This window comes from Streptomyces sp. NPDC091972 (assembly GCF_044756385.1).
Lineage (GTDB): Bacteria > Actinomycetota > Actinomycetes > Streptomycetales > Streptomycetaceae > Streptomyces.
In genome coordinates this window covers 664,617-680,947 of the sequence record NZ_JBIVSV010000003.1, presented here as the reverse complement: position 1 = coordinate 680,947, position 16,331 = coordinate 664,617, and the positions used below count along the sequence as shown (strand labels likewise).

17 protein-coding genes are annotated in these 16,331 nt (G+C 71.6%); 9 read left to right on the top strand and 8 right to left on the bottom strand.

Translation table 11 applies throughout. The features are described from left to right. Positions 1 to 64 precede the first annotated feature (64 nt). Entirely contained in the window at positions 65 to 757 is a 693-nt protein-coding gene (locus tag ACIQJT_RS12200) for a DUF2238 domain-containing protein (RefSeq protein ID WP_402642481.1), read from the top strand. On the opposite strand, the gene ACIQJT_RS12195 is transcribed toward ACIQJT_RS12200, so the two are convergent. Further along, on the bottom strand, positions 678 to 1,163 hold the full coding sequence (locus tag ACIQJT_RS12195) for a DUF6328 family protein (protein ID WP_053849650.1): 486 nt from the start codon (positions 1,161 to 1,163) through the stop codon (positions 678 to 680). The genes ACIQJT_RS12200 and ACIQJT_RS12195 overlap by 80 nt on opposite strands. Before the next feature lie 81 nt (positions 1,164 to 1,244). Continuing rightward, entirely contained in the window at positions 1,245 to 2,228 is a 984-nt protein-coding gene (locus ACIQJT_RS12190; protein ID WP_402642478.1) for an aldo/keto reductase, read from the bottom strand. Between the two features lie 136 nt (positions 2,229 to 2,364). Here ACIQJT_RS12190 and ACIQJT_RS12185 point away from each other — a divergent pair, with 136 nt between their 5' ends. Further along, positions 2,365 to 4,077: a cholesterol oxidase substrate-binding domain-containing protein gene (locus ACIQJT_RS12185; protein ID WP_402642475.1), complete on the top strand. Its 1,713-nt coding sequence runs from the start codon at positions 2,365 to 2,367 to the stop codon at positions 4,075 to 4,077. Here ACIQJT_RS12185 and ACIQJT_RS12180 read toward each other — a convergent pair. From ACIQJT_RS12180 to ACIQJT_RS12170, 3 genes are all read right to left on the bottom strand, one after another. Further along, positions 4,074 to 4,658, bottom strand: coding sequence for a TetR family transcriptional regulator (locus ACIQJT_RS12180; RefSeq protein WP_365449425.1), 585 nt, complete (start codon positions 4,656 to 4,658; stop codon positions 4,074 to 4,076). The genes ACIQJT_RS12185 and ACIQJT_RS12180 overlap by 4 nt on opposite strands. A 142-nt stretch (positions 4,659 to 4,800) precedes the next feature. Continuing rightward, a complete protein-coding gene (locus ACIQJT_RS12175; RefSeq protein ID WP_402642472.1) occupies positions 4,801 to 6,279 on the bottom strand; it encodes an MFS transporter in 1,479 nt (492 codons plus the stop codon). Between the two features lie 94 nt (positions 6,280 to 6,373). After that, on the bottom strand, positions 6,374 to 7,591 hold the full coding sequence (locus ACIQJT_RS12170; RefSeq protein WP_402642470.1) for an FAD-dependent monooxygenase: 1,218 nt from the start codon (positions 7,589 to 7,591) through the stop codon (positions 6,374 to 6,376). A 333-nt stretch (positions 7,592 to 7,924) separates the two neighbouring features. Between ACIQJT_RS12170 and ACIQJT_RS12165 the strand changes: the two genes are divergently transcribed. The 3 genes from ACIQJT_RS12165 (at position 7,925) to ACIQJT_RS12155 (ending at position 9,661) form a co-directional block, all read left to right on the top strand. Then, positions 7,925 to 8,269 (top strand): tyrosinase cofactor, encoded by a 345-nt coding sequence (locus tag ACIQJT_RS12165; RefSeq protein WP_365449419.1) that lies wholly within the window; start codon positions 7,925 to 7,927, stop codon positions 8,267 to 8,269. A gap of 32 nt (positions 8,270 to 8,301) precedes the next feature. Continuing rightward, the gene (locus ACIQJT_RS12160) at positions 8,302 to 9,126 is read left to right on the top strand and encodes a tyrosinase family protein (protein ID WP_402642467.1); all 825 of its coding nucleotides are present in this window, start codon (positions 8,302 to 8,304) and stop codon (positions 9,124 to 9,126) included. Positions 9,127 to 9,208: 82 nt separating this feature from the next. Next, positions 9,209 to 9,661: an SRPBCC family protein gene (locus tag ACIQJT_RS12155; RefSeq protein ID WP_402642464.1), complete on the top strand. Its 453-nt coding sequence runs from the start codon at positions 9,209 to 9,211 to the stop codon at positions 9,659 to 9,661. A 16-nt stretch (positions 9,662 to 9,677) separates the two neighbouring features. Here the strand turns inward: ACIQJT_RS12155 and ACIQJT_RS12150 are convergent, their stop codons facing one another. After that, a complete protein-coding gene (locus ACIQJT_RS12150) occupies positions 9,678 to 10,373 on the bottom strand; it encodes a ribonuclease H (RefSeq protein WP_402642461.1) in 696 nt (231 codons plus the stop codon). Positions 10,374 to 10,515: 142 nt separating this feature from the next. Further along, entirely contained in the window at positions 10,516 to 11,316 is an 801-nt protein-coding gene (locus tag ACIQJT_RS12145; protein ID WP_402642459.1) for a VOC family protein, read from the bottom strand. A gap of 943 nt (positions 11,317 to 12,259) precedes the next feature. On the opposite strand from ACIQJT_RS12145, the gene ACIQJT_RS12140 reads away from it, so the two are divergent. Next, a complete protein-coding gene (locus ACIQJT_RS12140; protein WP_402642457.1) occupies positions 12,260 to 13,168 on the top strand; it encodes an SGNH/GDSL hydrolase family protein in 909 nt (302 codons plus the stop codon). A gap of 3 nt (positions 13,169 to 13,171) precedes the next feature. Here ACIQJT_RS12140 and ACIQJT_RS12135 read toward each other — a convergent pair whose 3' ends face one another. Continuing rightward, positions 13,172 to 13,654 (bottom strand): VOC family protein, encoded by a 483-nt coding sequence (locus ACIQJT_RS12135; RefSeq protein ID WP_365449407.1) that lies wholly within the window; start codon positions 13,652 to 13,654, stop codon positions 13,172 to 13,174. Between the two features lie 122 nt (positions 13,655 to 13,776). Here ACIQJT_RS12135 and ACIQJT_RS12130 point away from each other — a divergent pair, with 122 nt between their 5' ends. From ACIQJT_RS12130 to ACIQJT_RS12120, 3 genes are all read left to right on the top strand, one after another. Further along, positions 13,777 to 14,973 carry an epoxide hydrolase family protein gene (locus ACIQJT_RS12130; protein WP_365449405.1) on the top strand — a complete coding sequence of 399 codons (1,197 nt, stop codon included), beginning with the start codon at positions 13,777 to 13,779 and terminating at the stop codon, positions 14,971 to 14,973. A gap of 122 nt (positions 14,974 to 15,095) precedes the next feature. After that, a complete protein-coding gene (locus ACIQJT_RS12125) occupies positions 15,096 to 15,719 on the top strand; it encodes a ClpP family protease (RefSeq protein ID WP_053849636.1) in 624 nt (207 codons plus the stop codon). 1 nt (position 15,720) lies between these two features. Then, positions 15,721 to 16,323 (top strand): ClpP family protease, encoded by a 603-nt coding sequence (locus tag ACIQJT_RS12120; protein WP_053849635.1) that lies wholly within the window; start codon positions 15,721 to 15,723, stop codon positions 16,321 to 16,323. Positions 16,324 to 16,331 lie beyond the last annotated feature (8 nt).

The following is a 16,331-nucleotide window of genomic DNA, read 5'->3' as shown; positions in this document are numbered from 1 at the left end:
CGTACTCATGCCGTGGTCGTCCCCGTGCCCCGACGATGGGGGCTCCTACGACGAGGAGCTCCTCATGACCGCTGTGCGCCGGCCCCTGCCGGTCCTGCTCGCCTGGGCCGTGCCGGCCGCGCTGGCCCTGTCCGCCTGGGGGCCGCGCGACCGCACCACCTGGTTCCTGGAGACGGTGTGGGTCCTGGTCGGACTGCCGCTGATCGTCCTGACGTGGCGTCGCTTCCCGCTGACCGACCTGCTGTGCTGTCTGCTGGCGGTCCACGCGCTGGTGCTGATCGTGGGCGGCCACTACACCTACGCGCAGGTCCCGCTGGGCGACTGGGCGCGGGACACGTTCGGGCTCGACCGCAATCCGTACGACCGGCTCGGCCACCTCATGCAGGGCTTCGTGCCGGCGGTCCTCGTACGGGAGCTGCTCGTCCGTACCTCGCCGCTGCGGGGCAGCCGCTGGCTGGCGCCGCTGACGGTGTGCGCGTGCCTGGCCTTCAGTGCCGTCTTCGAGATGCTGGAGTGGGCGGCCGCGGTGACCGGCGGTCAGGCGGCGGACGCCTTCCTGGCCACGCAGGGCGATGTGTGGGACACCCAGTGGGACATGTTCTGCGCGCTGATCGGCGCCACGGCGTCCGTGCTCGTGCTGAGCCGCGCGCACGACCGGCAACTGGAGGGCCTGCGGGTCACTTCGTCGTGTAGCGGCGCCGGGTCCACAGGGGTACGCCGAACCAGCACGTCAGGTACCAGGCCACTACTCCCGTGACCAGCCACGGCACCCAGTCGTCGTGGGTCGCGACCCGCAGGATCAGCAGCAGGGCGCAGGTCATCGTCGTCAGCAGCAGGACCAGCCCGACGAAGGTCAGCCGGGAGGCGATCCGCACGGCCTGGGGTTTGATGCGCCGCCCGGAGACCAGGCGGTGCAGGGAGACCGGCCCGATCAGGGCTCCGGTGGCGCAGGAGCCGAGGACGACGGTCACGATGTAGATGACCTGGTCGGTGTCGGTGAGGTGGGTGTACCTCGGGGTGAACACCACGGTGAGCAGGAAGCCGAAAAGAATCTGCACACCCGTCTGCGCGACCCGTATCTCCTGGATGAGTTCGCCCCACATGCGGTCCGCGCGCTCGTCCTCGGTCTCGTCGCGGCCCGTCCGCCTCACCGTGTCGACCATGCCGTACGGGTATCCGGTGACTGATCGTTCAAACAGCTCGGCTCCGGGTCCGGTGGGGCCGGGTCCCGGAGCCGGGCGGGGTCACCAGCGGTTCTCCACCTGGTCCTTGATGCGACGGTCGTAGAGGTCGCGGACGGCCGAGAGGGTCTCCTGGGACAGCGGCGGCAGCTTGGCGGCGGCCGCGTTGGCGCGGGCCTGCTCGGGGTTGCGGGCGCCGGGGATGACGGTGGTGACGCCGGGCTGCTCGATGATCCAGCGCAGGGCGAGCTGGGCCGGGGTGTACCCCTCGGGCGTCAGGGCGGTGAACTCGGCGGCGGCCTCGACGCCGGTCGTGTAGTCGACGCCGGAGAAGGTCTCGCCGACGTCGAAGGCCTCGCCGTGCCGGTTGTAGGCGCGATGGTCGTTCTCCGGGAAGACCGTGTCCTTTGTGTACTTGCCGGACAGCAGGCCCGAGGCGAGCGGGACGCGGGCGATGATGCCGACGCCGGCCTCCTGGGCGGCGGGCAGCACCTCGCGCAGCGGCTTCATGCGGAAGGCGTTGAGGATGATCTGCACGCTCGCCACTCCCGGCCGGGCGATGGCGGTCAGCGCCTCCTCGCAGGTCTCGACGCTGACGCCGTAGTGGGCGATGCGCTCCTCCTCGACCAGGGTGTCGAGGGCGTCGAAGACCTCGTCGGTGGAGTACACGGGCGTCGGCGGGCAGTGCAGCTGGACCAGGTCGATGCGGTCGACACCGAGGTTGCGGCGGGAACGGTCGTTCCAGGCGCGGAAGTTGTCGAGGACGTAGTTCTCGGGGATCTGGTCGACGCGGCGGCCCATCTTCGTCGCGACCAGCACATGCAGGTCGGGCCTGGTGCTGAGGAAGGTCGCGATGGTCTGCTCGCTGCGTCCGTCGCCGTACACGTCCGCCGTGTCGAAGAAGGTGACCCCCGACTCCGCGGCCGCCTCCAGCACCGCGAGGGCTTCCTTGTCGTCGACGTCCCCCCAGTCGGCCCCCAGCTGCCAGGTGCCGAGTCCGACGACGGATGCGTGCTGCTGCGACCTGCCGAATGTGCGCTCGTCCATGGCGTCAGTGTGTCATCTGTCGTCGACGTGCGCGGAACGAGGTGCTCCGGGGCGGGACCGGTGCATTGTTCACTCGCACGTGTGACACGCCGCCGCGAGGGGCATGCACGTGTCAACGTCCGCCTAGCGTGACCCCGTGACTGATCGTTCCGTGAGCAACCACCCGCAGGACAACTCGTCCTGGACCCGTCGCGGCTTCCTCGCGAGCGCCGCCGCCCTGGCCGCCGTACCGATTCTGCTGCCGGCCGATCCCGCGGCCGCGGCCGAGGAGCTGCCCGGCTTCCCGGCGGGCGTGGCCCTGCGCCGTTCGGCGTACCGGAACTGGGTCGGCGAGATCACCGCCGACGGGCTGTGGGCCTGTACGCCGACCGGCCCGGACCAGGTGGTCGAGGTCGTCAACTGGGCCTGGCGGCACGGCTGGCGGGTCCGCGCGCGGGGTTCCTCGCACGGCTGGTCGCCCCTCACCGTGACCGAGGGCACCGCCCCGGACGCGCCCGTCCTCCTCGTCGACACCGCCTCCCACCTCACCGGGCTGTCCCTGGACTCCGCCTCCGCCGTACGGGCGGGCACCGGCGTCACCCTGGAGGCGCTGCTGACCTATCTGGAGGAGCACGGTCTCGGGGTCACCGCCGCGCCCGCGCCCGGCGACCTCACGCTGGGCGGTGCCCTGGCCATCGACGCGCACGGCACCGCCGTGCCGGCCGACGGGGAGCAGCGGCAGCCGGGACAGACGTACGGCTCGCTGAGCAATCGCATCCTGTCGCTGACAGCGGTCGTATGGGACGAGGAGAGGGCGGCGTACGCGCTGCGCACCTTCAGCCGGGCCGAGGCCGACAGCGCGGCCCTGCTCGCCCATCTCGGCCGCGCCTTCGTCACCGAGGTCGTGCTGCGGGTGGGCGCGAACAGCAATCTGCGCTGTGTGAGCCGGGTCGACATCCCGGCCGCGGAGCTCTTCGCCGCGCCCGGCGGGGACGGACGGACCTTCGCGAGCTTCCTGGACAAGGCCGGGCGGGTCGAGGCGATCTGGTTCGCCTACACGGAGTTCCCGTGGCTGAAGGTGTGGAGCGTGGCGCCGACCAGGCCCCTGACCTCACGGCGTGTGACGTCGCCGTACAACTACCCCTTCTCCGACAACGTGCCGACCGTGGTGGCGGACCTGGCGGGGCGGATGGTGTCGGACGCGGCCTGGTACCTGGCTCCGGTGCTGGGGAACGCGCAGCTCGACGTGGCGACGGTGGGGCTCACGGCGACGCTGTCGGCGGACATCTGGGGGCCGTCCAAGAACACGCTGCTCTACATCAGGCCGACCACGCTGCGGGTGACCGCGAACGGGTACGCGGTCCTGACCGGCCGGGACCAGGTGCAGCGGGTGGTCTCCGAGTTCACGGACTTCTACCGGGAGCGGCTGGCCGCCTACACCGCCCAGGGGAAGTTCCCGGTCAACGGGACGGTGGAGATCAGGGTGACCGGGCTCGACGATCCGGCGGAGGCCGAGCTGGACGGGGCGCGGGCCCCGCTGCTGTCGGCGCTGCGGGCGGACCGGGCGCGCCCCGAGTGGGACACGGCGGTGTGGCTGGACATCCTGACGCTGCCGGGGACCCCGCACGCGGAGGCCTTCCTGCGGGAGATCGAGCAGTTCCTGTTCGAGGGCTGGGAGGGGACGCGCGTCGAGTGGTCCAAGGGCTGGGCCTACACCGAGGACGACGTGTGGGCGGACGAGGAGGTGCTGGGGACGACGATCCCCGGGTCGTTCGGTGAGGCGGTGTGGGGGCAGGCGGCGGGCGTGCTGGACCGGCTCGATCCGCACGGCGTGTTCGGCAACGCCTTCCTGGACCGGCTGTTCCGCTAGGGCGTCAGGTGGGCCTGCACCGTGGGGGCGTAGCGGTCCACGAGGTCGTCCACGGCGGTCGCCCGCAGCTCGGTGCCCCGGGCGATGCCGTACATCACTCCCAGGCCGAGGAGGGTGCCCACCGCCAGTTCGGCACGCAGGCCGGCGTCGGGGCCCGGCAGCCGCTCCGCGAGGCGGTCGACCACCTGGGCACGGAAGTTGACGCGCAGGATGTCGCCGTGCTCGCCCTGGACCGGGGCGAAGGCGATCCGGAGCAGGGGGTCGGCGCCGCGCTCGATCTGGCCGGTGAGGACATGGCGGACCATGTGACGGCCCAGTTCGGCCAGCGGGGCGTCGAGCAGGGCCGTCGCATCCGACTCGAAGGACATCACGCGCGCGAGGAGGGCGTCCTTGTTGCCGAAGTACTTCACGATCAACGGCGGGCTGACTCCGGCACGTTCGCCGACCGCCTTGAGGGTGATGTCGGCGTGGGGGGTGCGGGCCAGGAGGTAGCGCGCCGCCTTGAGGATGGCGGCCCGGGTCGCCTCGGCGTCACGGCGGGCGGGTGCGGCGGTGGGGGGCGTGGTGCTCACGGCACTCATGCTCCCTCCATCGCCCCGTCCCGCGCGCCCCGGGTGCCGTCCCCCGCCCGGGAACCTCCCTCGCACGCGAAGTCAGCAGGGACGGTCGGCACCGCCACGCGGCGGACGGGCGCGCCGATCGGAGGCGTCGCACTCACGGCACTCATGCTCCCTCCATCACCCCGTCCCGCGCGCCCCGGGTGCCGTCCCCCGCCCGGCGGGTGCCCTCGGGCTTGGCGTCGCCGGGGATGGTGAGGGCCGCCGCGCAGGCCGCGAGGGCGACCGCGCCGGCCATGGCGAAGGCCAGCAGGTAGCCGTGCAGGGTGGGCACGGGCGCGCCGCCGACCGGGCTGGTGTGGTGGACCAGCACGGCTGCGACGGCCGCGCTGGAGGTGGCCTGCCCGATGGTGCGCATCAGGACGTTGACGCCGTTGGCGGAGGCGGTCTGGTCGGCCGGGACGGCACGCAGGATCAGGGTGGGCAGGGCCGAGTAGGCGAGGGTGGTGCCGGTGGACACCACGGTCGCGCCGAGGATGACCATCCACAGGTCGCGGCTGTCCGCGATGCGCAGCGCGTAGCCGCACGCGATGACCGCGGCGCCCAGGGCGAGCGTGATGCGCGGGCCGCGGGAGGCGGAGATCCGGGCCGAGAGCGGGGAGAACAACAGCATGGTGACGCCGCCCGGCAGCAGGCACAGACCGGTGGCCACGATCGACAGGCCCAGTCCGTAGCCGGTGGCTTTCGGCGCCTGGACGAGCTGGGCCGTCACCAGGGAGTTGGCGTAGAACGCGAAGCCGGTGAGCAGGGCGGCCACGTGGGACAGGCCCACCCGCGGCCGGGTGACCAGTCGCAGGTCCACCAGGGGCTGAGCGGTGCGCAGTTGGTGCCACCACCACAGGGCCAGCACGGCGACGGACACCAGGAAGAGGCCGAGGACGCGGGGGCTGGCCCAGCCCCACTGGCCGCCCTGGGAGACCCCGAGCAGCAGGCTGACCAGACCGACGGCCAGTCCCAGGGCACCCGAGACGTCGAAGCGGCCCGGTCGGCGCACCGGCGACTCGCGGACCGCCCATGACACGGCCGCGACGCCGAGGGCGCCGAGGGCGCTGGTCATCCAGAACATGGTGTGCCAGTCGGCGTACTGGACGACCATGGCAGCGAGCGGCAGACCGAGCGCGGCGCCGATACCGACCGTGGAACTCATCATCGCGACCGCGGAACCCCGGCGCTCGGGCGGCAGTTCGTCGCGCAGGATGCTGATCGACAGCGGCACCACGGAGGCGGCGGCCCCCTGTAGGGCGCGGGCCGCGATGAGCACGGCGATGTCGGACGACAGGGCGCACATCACCGAGCCGGCCGTCATCAGCACCAGGGACGCCGTCAGAACCCTGCGCTTGCCGTACATGTCGCCGGCGCGGCCGAGCACCGGGGTGAGGACCGCTCCGGCCAGCAGGGTCGCGGTGACCATCCAGGAGACGGCGCCCGCGGAGGAGTGCGTCAGCCGGGGCAGGTCCGGCAGCAGCGGGACGACCACGGTCTGCATGACGGCCATGAGCATGCCGCACATCGCCAGCGTCGGCACGGTGAGCCGGGCCCGAAGGCTGCTTCCGCGGGACGGGGATATCGGGCCCTGCTGGTCCATCGGCGCTCCGGATGCGACAAGGAAGACGGCGGGTGAATGGCAATTCACTCTAGCGGTGAATCGCCATTCACCCAATCTTTTCCAGCGCTGCGGCTTACTTGCGCGAGGCCAGCTCCCGGGCGTGCACCCCGCGCGCGACCTTCGGTCCGAGCCAGCGCTTGAGCCTGCGCAACGCCTCCAGCTGTCCTGCGGCCCGGTCGATCCGGTAGTAGAGCTGGGGCGGGACGTACGGCAGCAACGGTGAGTGCCGCTGGCCGAGCAGGGCGAACATCTGCTCCGGCGGCAGGTCGATGTAGCGGGGCAGGTTCTCGTACCACTGGGCGCTGTAGCGGGCCGCGCTCTGGGCGGCGAGCAGCTCCGACTTGCGTTGCCGCTCGTACCGGGCGAGGGCCGGCGGGAGGTCGCCGTGCGCCCGGACGGCGTCGGCCAGGGCGATGGCGTCCTCCAGGGCGAGGGTGGTGCCGGCGCCGATGGAGTAGTGGGTGGTGTGGGCGGCGTCGCCGAGGAGGACGAGGTTGTCGCGGTGCCAGGTGCGGTTGGTGAGGGTGCGAAAGTTCAGCCACTGGGCGCCGCCCGAGCCGGTGGAGCGGCCGATCAGCGGGTGGCCGTCGAGGATGCCGGTGAACAGCTTCTCCAGCAGGGCGAGTCCGTCCGCCTCTCCGGCGGTGTCGAGGCCGAGGCCGGTCCAGGTCGGGGGTGCGCACTCGACGACGACGGTGCTGCGTTCCGGGCTGAAGGGGTAGCCGTAGCACCAGATCCAGCCGTGGTCGGTCTCGACGAAGGCGAAGGTGAAGGAGTCGAAGACCTTGCTGGTGCCGAGCCAGATGTAGTGGTTGCGGCCCTCTTCGGTCCGGGTGCCGAAGTGGTCCGCGTACCCGGTGCGCAGGGTGCTGCGCACGCCGTCGCCGGCCACCACGAGGTCGGCCGCGGGGAGGTTCCCGTGGGTGATCTCGTGCTCGTACTCCAGCCGGACGCCCAGGGAGCGGGCGCGGGCGGCCAGGATCTCCAGCAGGCGGTGCCTGCCGATGCCGAAGCCCTGGTCGCCGGGGCGCCGGGTGACCAGGTCGCGCACCCGGGCCTCGCCCTGGTTCCAGGTGACGGAGGCTTCCTCGATCGCGCGGGCCGACTCGGGGTCGCGCACGTGGAGCTTGTCGAGCAGTCCGCGCCAGTAGGTGACGCCCCAGCCGTAGGTCGAGCCCTCCGGGTCCCGTTCGTGGACCGTGATGTCGTGGGACGGGTCCTGCCGTTTCAGCAGGATCGAGAGATACAGGCCGGCGGGCCCGCCGCCGACGCAGGCGACCTTCACACGCACCCCTAGGAATTACCCAAAGCGGTCAATTGGCAACGCAGGGTAGCAGTCGGGGGCGGGGGCCCCGCGCGTCGCTTCGCGCCACTTTCCCGGGGTGAGCAGGGCCACTGCCAGGGCGTTCACCCGAGAAGGATCATCGGATCGACCACCCGCGGGAGGAGGAATTCCTCCGTCCGGGTCTCGGAAAGCCCTCTCCACAGCAAGATCATCTTCGTTCAACTCTGTACGACATGTAGGTAATTGTCTGGATCACAGCCAACCGGTCGCGGACGATTTCTCCCGCTCTCACCAGGGCCGATAGGCATGCGGAGTCCGTCAACTCAGGAGGTACACCGCATGCCGGAACTCACCCGCCGTACCGCGCTCACCGCGACGGCCGCCCTCGCCGCGGCGACCGTCACCGCCCCGCGCGCGTCCGCCGAGGAGCACCACCACGACTCACCCGACTCCTTCGACGAGGTCTACAAGGGACGCCGGATACAGGGCCGGTCCACCGGGGGCCACCACGGGGGCTACCGGGTGACGGTCGACGGCGTGGAACTGCACCTGATGCGCAACGCCGACGGCACCTGGATCAGCGTCGTCAGCCACTACGACCCGGTGCCCAGCCCGCGCGCCGCCGCGCGGGCCGCCGTCGACGAGCTCCAGGGCGCGCGACTGCTGCCGTTCCCCGCCAACTGACCACCCCGCACGCCCTTTTGGAGCATCCGCACATGACCGTCCGCAAGAACCAGGCCACCCTGACCGCCGACGAGAAGCGGCGGTTCGTCGCCGCCGTCCTGGAGCTGAAGCGCAGCGGCCGCTACGACGCGTTCGTCACCACGCACAACGGCTTCATCATGTCCGACACCGACAACGGCGCACGCACCGGCCACCGTTCGCCCTCCTTCCTGCCCTGGCACCGCAGATTCCTGCTCGACTTCGAGAGCGCCCTTCAGTCGGTGGACCCCTCGGTCGCGCTCCCCTACTGGGACTGGAGCACCGACCGCTCCCCGCGCGCCTCGCTGTGGGGCCCCGACTTCCTCGGCGGCACCGGGCGCAGCCGGGACGGGCGGGTGATGGACGGCCCGTTCGCCGCGGACACCGGCAACTGGCCGATCAACGTGCGGGTCGACGGCCGCACCTATCTGCGGCGCGCGCTCGGGAGCGGCGTCCGGGAGCTGCCGACCCCGGGCGAGGTGGAGTCGGTGCTGTCCATGGCGACGTACGACACGGCCCCCTGGAACAGCGCGTCGGACGGCTTCCGCAACCATCTGGAGGGCTGGCGCGGGGTCAACCTGCACAACCGCGTCCATGTCTGGGTGGGCGGGCAGATGGCGACCGGGGTCTCCCCCAACGACCCGGTGTTCTGGCTCCACCACGCCTACGTGGACAAGCTGTGGGCCCGGTGGCAGCGGCGGCATCCGGACTCCCGGTACCTCCCGGCGGCCGGCACCCCCGATGTCGTCGACCTCGACGAGACCATGCGCCCGTGGAACGACGTACGCCCCTCGGACCTGCTGGACCACACGCCCCACTACACCTTCGACACCGCATAGGAATCGGCTTGCGGCGGTTTGCCCTCCGGATGACGCGGTACCCGCGCCGCACACACCGAGAAGACGAAGGAGGGATTCACCCGTGTCGCAGGTCGAGGAATCCATCGAGGTCGGCGTGCCGGTGCACACCGCCTACAACCAATGGACGCAGTTCGAGACGTTCCCCGAGTTCATGAGCGGGGTCGAGCGCATCGAACAGCGCACCGACACGCTCACGCACTGGGTGACCAACGTCAACGGGGTGCACAGGGAGTTCGACGCGGAGATCACCGAGCAGATCCCGGACGAGCGGGTGGCGTGGACCACGATCTCCGGCGAGGCCAAGCAGGCCGGTGCGGTGACCTTCCACCGGCTCGACGACAGCCACACCAAGGTGATGCTCCAGATGGACTTCCATCCGGACAGCATCACCGAGAAGGTGGGCGACAAGCTCGGGTTCGTGAAGCGGCAGACCAAGGGCGACCTGGAGCGCTTCAAGACGTTCATCGAGGAGCGCGGTCAGGAGACCGGGGAGTGGCGCGGGGCGGTCCTCTGACCGGCGCGCCCCGGCGCTATCCGGCCGCTTCCGTACGGCATTCCGGGTGGCCCCAGCCCTGGGCGTTCTTCGCGATGGGCTCGCCCGCCGCGTAGGAACGTCCGCACAGACACCGGCCGGGGAACTTGGCCTTGATCGTGCGGGAAGCCGAACCACCGCTCCGCTTGGGCGACTTCGCCCGGGCGGGGCGGTCGTTCTTTTTCGGGGTGTCCGGCGACGGCGGCTCCGGGGAGCCCAGTTCGCTGCTCGCGGGCTCCTGGACGATCGCCGCCTGGCTGGCCGCCCGGTCGGCGAAGTCGTTGAGCGGGTCGCCGTCGACCTGGTGGGCGGGGACGTAGCGGAACTCGACCGTGCGCCCGTCGAGCAGTTCGTCGATCCGCACCACGAGGTCCTGGTTGGCGACCGGCTTGCCCGCGGAGGTCTTCCAGCCGTTGCGCTTCCAGCCCGGCAGCCAGGTGGTGACGGCCTTCATGGCGTACTGGGAGTCCATCCGGATCTCCAGCGGTACGTCCGGGTCGGTCGCGGCGAGCAGCCGCTCCAGCGCGGTGAGTTCGGCGACGTTGTTGGTGGCCCTGCCGAGCGGGCCGGCCTCCCACCGGTCCGGCGTCTCCGACTCGTCCGCGATGACCCAGGCCCAGGCCGCGGGCCCCGGATTTCCCTTCGAAGCCCCGTCGCACGCGGCCACCAGTCGTTCCTGCATGCGCTCGATCATGCCATGTGCGGAAGGGCGCCCGTTCACCCCACCGCGACGACCGCGGCCACCGTCCGGCGGGCCTCCCGGCACTCCGCCGCTCCGTGCCTCGCGCAGTTCCCCGGAGAAGCTGGACGCACCGGTCACGGCGGGTGCGCACCGGCTAGGGCACGTCGGAGATCTGCGGCATCTCACCCTGGGTGGTCGTCATGTCGATGACCGAGAAGTTCGCGCCCTGCGGGTCGCTGAGCGCCGCGAACCGGCCGAACGGGGAGTCCATCGGCCCGAACCGCAGGACGGCGCCCAGCTTGGTAGCGCGGGCCACGGCGTCGTCGCAGTCGTCGACGGAGAAGTAGACGTTGATGTACGCCGGCACCTCGGGCGGGAAGTCGTCGGTCATCCTCATGCGGCCGAGGACGGTGTCGTCACCGAGGTTGAACATGCGGAAGTCGACGGCGTCGTCCTGCATCTGCCGGACGCTGTAGCCGAAGACGGCGGGGAAGAACGCGTCGGACTTCTCGGGTTCGCGGGTGTAGACCTCGCCCCAGCAGTACGCGCCGGGCTGCTGGGGCGGCGCCTCGAAGCCCTCGTGGGTGCCGCCCTGCCACACGCCGAAGACGACACCGCTCGGATCGCGCCCCAGGCACATCGTGCCGAAGTCGCCGACCTGCATCGGCTCCATGAGCACCTCGCCGCCGTGGTCGCGGATCCGGCCCGCGGTGGCGGCCGCGTCCGGCGAAGCGAGGTACAGGCACCACTGCGACTGGCCCTCCTGCCCCGGCATCGGCGGCACGACGGCGGCGACGGCCTTGCCGTCCGCGTAGGCCTGCGTGTAGTTGCCGTACTCCGACGACGCGTCGCCGAAGGTCCAGCCGAGGACTTCGCCGTAGAAGCTCTTGGCCCCCTCGACGTCGCTGAACATCGCGTCGGCCCAGCAGGGGGTTCCCTCAGGTTGTACGGCCATGATCGCGGCCTTTCACGAATCGGTGGTCTGTCCGTCTCCTCACGCTAGTCACGGCTCCGTCCGACCGCGCGCCGAACGGACGATTCACCTTCAGACGGGACAGAAGGGGCACTCACCGAGGGAGCGGGTTCGTCGGGACGCCGCCCCTGGAGGCGGGGTGTCGCTGCGCAAGGAGGCCGAGCGCCTGGCCGGTTCCCACCCGTCCGGTGCGCCATGCGCCCTCGGCCGCCTCAGCTGCACCGTGCGGGACGACGGCATCGGCTTCGAGCCCGGTCAGGCCGAGGAGCGGTTCGGGGTGTCCATGCGGGTGGCACCGGCGGTCCCGACACGCCGGAGGGCTTGGGGCTCGTCGTCGTGTGAAGGGTCGCGGCACTGCACCACGGCCGGGTCGGCGCGCGCAGGGACGGGCCCGGCACGGGAGCGACGTTCACCGTTGTCCTGCCGGCCACCGGCCCGCCCCGACCTCGGCCGGCGGCCGTCCGGCGCACGCCACACGGGCCGGCCGTGCTGATCTTTGGAGCACACCGAGGAACCCGGCCGCGACTTGTCACATGCAGCTGTAACGGCGGGGCCACCGGGTGACGACCGGGGACACCGGAACCGCCGCGCCGACCGCGACCGGGACGCAGGCGTTCGACGTGGTGCTGGGCGACCTCGGGACCCCCGACATCGACGGCCGCACGGTCGCCCGCCGGGTGCGGGTCCACCCGGGCGGTGGGTGGCTCCGGCTCCTCGCGGTCTCCGGATTCAGCCAGGGCACCGACCGCGCGCGCCCCGGGCGGCCGGGTTCGACGCCCGTCCGGCCGAGCCGCTGGCGCCGGTCGAGCCGACGGAGGTCGTGGCGCGCCGGGACGGCGACTGAACCGTGCGGCGCGTCTTCCCCCCTGGACTCTGCTGTGCTTGCCTGGGGAACCGTTTTCGGCGACCGGGGCGGGAGTCGCGTATGCGGACACCGTGGATCGTGGGATTACTGACCGCAGTGCTGCTGCTCGGCGCCTGCGGCGACCCCTCGGACGGGCCGGCGCCGGCGCCCCCGGCGCCGGGCGTCCCCCGCGCGGCCACCACGCACCAGCGCGCCCCCTCCTCCCCGGACGCCTCCCCGGCCGTCGTCGCCCCGCGCGTGCTGTACCTGGGCGACTCGCTCGCCGTGGAGGCCCAGCGGGTCCTCGGCCAGGAGCTGCGCCGGGAACTGCGGGCGACGTACACGAGCGCGCCGTACCCGGGGACCACGCCGTGCGACTACCTGGAGGGCACCGGGAAGAAGTCGCTGGTGCCCGACCGGGACAAGGCGGCCGCGCTGGTGCGGGCGTTGCACCCGGACGTCGTGGTGCTGCAGTTCTGGGGCAACGCGTGGGACTTCACGTGGTGCATGGACGGGATCAGCCATGCCGCTTCCCCGCGGAAGTACTTCAGCAGGTACCGGGCGGACCTGCGGAGGCTGACCGGACAGATCTCCGCGGCGGGCGGTGAGCGGCGGCCCCGGATCGTGTGGGTGGCCCAGGGTCCGGACCCGATCACCCCCGACCGGGTCCGGCGCGTGAACGAGCTGTACGCCGGGCAGGCGGCCGCCTCGGGAGACGTCGTCGCCGACGCGGGCGCGACGGTGGCACCCTCCGGAGCCCGCTACACCTGGGCGCAGTACCTGCCGTGCACCTCCTACGAGCACGAGCATCCCGACTACTGCACCGAGCCGGCCCGCGATCGCACCGCCCTGCACCTCGACAAGGACTACCTGCACTTCTGTCTGGCCCCCACGACGCCCAGGCCCAGGCCGTGCCCGGTGCGCTCCCCCGGCATCCTGCGGATGGCCCGCGAGGTCACGCGGGTGATCGGCCGGTCGCCCGCCGGCTGACGCTCACTCCCCCGCGTACGCCTTCTCCAGGGCGGCCACGTCGAACTTGCTCATCGCCATGAACGCCTTGGTGACGCGGGCCGCCTTCTCCGGGTCCGGGTCGGCCACCATGTCGGCCAGCCCCTCGGGCACGACCTGCCACGACAGTCCGTAACGGTCCTTGAGCCAGCCGCAGGGACCGGGCTCGCCGCCGTTCTCGGTGAGCTTGGTCCAGTAGTAGTCGATCTCCTCCTGGTCCGCGCAGAAGATCTGGAAGGAGACGGCTTCGGTGAACTTGAACTGCGGTCCGCCGTTGAGGGCGACGAAGTTCTGCCCGTTGGCCGTGAAGTCCACCGTCAGGACGGTCCCGGCGGGCTGCATCGCGCCCTCGGGGTAGTGGGTGACCCTCCCGACGGTGGAGTCCTTGAAGACCGAGACGTAGAAGTGCGCGGCCTCCTCGGCCTGGCCGTCGAACCAGAGACATGTGGTGAAGGGCTTGCTCGCCATGGGGTCCTCCCGAAGGGTCGTGGTGCGGTCGTCTTGGGGACCGATCCCCGGCGCAGAACTCATCGGTCGGGCGGCCGGTTAATCCGTGTGGCGTGTACACCGGTGCGACCTAGCATCCCCGCATGACGTCAACCGGCAGCATCACGCCCTTCCGCCTCGCCGTTGCGCAGAGCGACCTCGACGACCTCCACGACCGGCTCGACCGCACCCGCTGGCCCGACGACCTCTCGGCCACGGGCTGGGCGTACGGCGTGCCGGCCGGCTATCTGCGCGACCTCGCCCACCACTGGCGGCACTCCTACGACTGGCGGGCGGCCGAGGCCCGACTGAACGAGTGGCCGCAGTTCACGACCGTCATCGACGGCACGACCGTCCACTTCGCGCACGTCCGCTCCCCCGAGCCGGACGCCACGCCCCTGGTGATCACCCACGGCTGGCCGGGCTCGATCGTCGAGTTCCTGGACGTGGTGGGCCCGCTGACCGACCCGGCGGCCCACGGCGGCGACCCGGCCGACGCCTTCCACGTCGTCGTACCGAGCATCCCGGGTTTCGGGCTTTCCGGGCCTCCCGCGGACACCGGCTGGGAGGCGGGCCGGATCGCCGACGCGTGGGCCGAGCTGATGACCCGGCTCGGCTACGAGCGGTTCGGCGCGCAGGGCGGCGACTGGGGCTCGGCGATCTCCCGGGAGCTGGGCCGCGCCCACCCGGGGCGGGTCATCGGCGTCCACCTCAATCTGCTGCCGGGCGCGCAGGCCACCGAGGAGCCGACCGAGGAGGAACTCGCCGCGCTCGGACCCGGGGAGCGGGAACGCGCCCTGGAGTCGTGGCGTCGGTGGAGCGCCTGGTCCCGCGAGGGCACCGGGTACGCGGTCCTGCACTCCACCCGGCCGCAGACCCTCGCCTACGCGCTCACCGACTCGCCCGTCGGCCAACTCGCCTGGATCGTCGAGAAGTTCCAGGAGTGGACGGACTCCGCCGAGCTGCCCGAGGAGGCCGTGGACCGGGACCGGCTGCTGACCAACGTGATGCTGTACTGGCTGACCGGGACCGCCGGTTCGGCCGCCCGGATCTACTACGAGCGGGCGCACGCCACCGACGGGAGGGCGGCCCGGCCCACCGAACCGTCGACCGCGCCGACCGCCCTCGCCGTCTTCCCTGCGGAGCTCCAGCTCCCGCTGCGGCACAAGGCGGAACGCACCGAGAACCTCGTGCGCTGGACCGAGTTCGACCGGGGCGGCCACTTCGCGGCGATGGAGGAGCCGGACCTGCTGGTGGGCGACGTCCGGGCGTTCTTCCGACAGCTGCGCGAGACGGGCTGAGCACACCCCGGGGCCCGCGCTCTGCCGGTGGCGAATCTGCCACCGGCAGAGAAACCGCTTCGGGGCGTCGTCCGAGGTCAAGAGTGGAGCCGACGGCATCCCTACGACCACGAGGACCGCCCATGACTTCCATCCGGGCCGAGGACGGCGACACCCCTCCCACCCGCTTCGACGACCAACTGGCCGCCCAGCTCCTCGCCCAGCGCATCGTGCTGCTGGGCACCCAGGTCGACGAGGTCTCCGCCAACCGCGTCTGCTCCCAGCTGCTGGTCCTGTCCGCGGAGGACCCGCGCACCGACATCAGCCTCTACATCAACAGCCCGGGCGGTTCCGTGTACGCGGGCCTCGCCATCTACGACACGATGCGGCTGATCCCCAACGACGTGTCGACGCTCGCCATGGGCTTCGCGGCGAGCATGGGCCAGTTCCTGCTCTGCGGCGGCACCCCCGGCAAGCGCTACGCCCTGCCGAACGCGCGGATCATGATGCACCAGGGTTCCGCGGGCATCGGCGGCACCACCGCCGACATCCTGATCCAGGCCGAGAACCTGGACCACAGCAAGCAGACCATGGAACGCCTCCTCGCCGAGAACACCGGCCAGACACCGGAGACCATCGCCCGCGACGGCGACCGCGACCGCTGGTTCACGGCCGAGGAGGCCAGGGAGTACGGCATGGTGGACCGGGTCGTGGAGTCCCTCGCGGACGTCCGCCCGGCCGCCTCCAGGCGACGGATGGGGCTCTGACATGGCGAACTACACGATTCCGTACGTCACCGAGCGGACCGCGCACGGCGAAAGGTCCTCCGACGTGTTCAGCCGCCTGCTCTCCGAGCGGATCATCTTCCTCGGCACCGAGATCGACGACGGGGTGGCCAACGTCGTGATCGCACAGCTCCTGCACCTGGAGTCGGCCGCGCCGGAGAACGAGATCTCGATCTACATCAACTCCCCCGGCGGCTCGTTCACCTCGCTGATGGCGATCTACGACACGATGACCTACGTCCAGGCGCCGATCTCGACGCTGTGCGTGGGGCAGGCGGCGTCCACCGCGGCCGTCCTGCTGGCCGGCGGGGATCCCGGACGGCGGCTGGTGCTGGAGCACGCGCGCGTGCTGCTCGGTCAGCCCGCCTCCGGCGGCAGCCGCGGCGCGATCTCGGACCTCGCCCTCCAGGCCAAGGAGATGGTCCGCATCCGCTCCCAGGTCGAGGAGGTGCTGGCCCGCCACACCCACCACGACATCGCGACCCTGCGCGCCGACATGGACCGCGACAAGGTCTTCACCGCACAGGAGGCCGTGGAGTACGGGCTGGCCGACGAAGTGGTGAGCCGGCGCCTCGTGCGCGTCTGAGGCACCGG

Excerpts from the sequence above, each read along its gene's own strand:
- ACIQJT_RS12200 (WP_402642481.1), top strand. The coding sequence starts at position 65 with ATGACCGCTGTGCGCCGGCCCCTGCCGGTCCTGCTCGCCTGGGCCGTG.
- ACIQJT_RS12195 (WP_053849650.1), bottom strand. The coding sequence starts at position 1,163 with ATGGTCGACACGGTGAGGCGGACGGGCCGCGACGAGACCGAGGACGAG.
- ACIQJT_RS12190 (WP_402642478.1), bottom strand. The coding sequence starts at position 2,228 with ATGGACGAGCGCACATTCGGCAGGTCGCAGCAGCACGCATCCGTCGTC.
- ACIQJT_RS12180 (WP_365449425.1), bottom strand. The coding sequence starts at position 4,658 with ATGAGTGCCGTGAGCACCACGCCCCCCACCGCCGCACCCGCCCGCCGT.
- ACIQJT_RS12175 (WP_402642472.1), bottom strand. The coding sequence starts at position 6,279 with ATGGACCAGCAGGGCCCGATATCCCCGTCCCGCGGAAGCAGCCTTCGG.
- ACIQJT_RS12165 (WP_365449419.1), top strand. The coding sequence starts at position 7,925 with ATGCCGGAACTCACCCGCCGTACCGCGCTCACCGCGACGGCCGCCCTC.
- ACIQJT_RS12160 (WP_402642467.1), top strand. The coding sequence starts at position 8,302 with ATGACCGTCCGCAAGAACCAGGCCACCCTGACCGCCGACGAGAAGCGG.
- ACIQJT_RS12150 (WP_402642461.1), bottom strand. The coding sequence starts at position 10,373 with ATGATCGAGCGCATGCAGGAACGACTGGTGGCCGCGTGCGACGGGGCT.
- ACIQJT_RS12145 (WP_402642459.1), bottom strand. The coding sequence starts at position 11,316 with ATGGCCGTACAACCTGAGGGAACCCCCTGCTGGGCCGACGCGATGTTC.
- ACIQJT_RS12140 (WP_402642457.1), top strand. The coding sequence starts at position 12,260 with ATGCGGACACCGTGGATCGTGGGATTACTGACCGCAGTGCTGCTGCTC.
- ACIQJT_RS12135 (WP_365449407.1), bottom strand. The coding sequence starts at position 13,654 with ATGGCGAGCAAGCCCTTCACCACATGTCTCTGGTTCGACGGCCAGGCC.
- ACIQJT_RS12130 (WP_365449405.1), top strand. The coding sequence starts at position 13,777 with ATGACGTCAACCGGCAGCATCACGCCCTTCCGCCTCGCCGTTGCGCAG.
- ACIQJT_RS12125 (WP_053849636.1), top strand. The coding sequence starts at position 15,096 with ATGACTTCCATCCGGGCCGAGGACGGCGACACCCCTCCCACCCGCTTC.
- ACIQJT_RS12120 (WP_053849635.1), top strand. The coding sequence starts at position 15,721 with ATGGCGAACTACACGATTCCGTACGTCACCGAGCGGACCGCGCACGGC.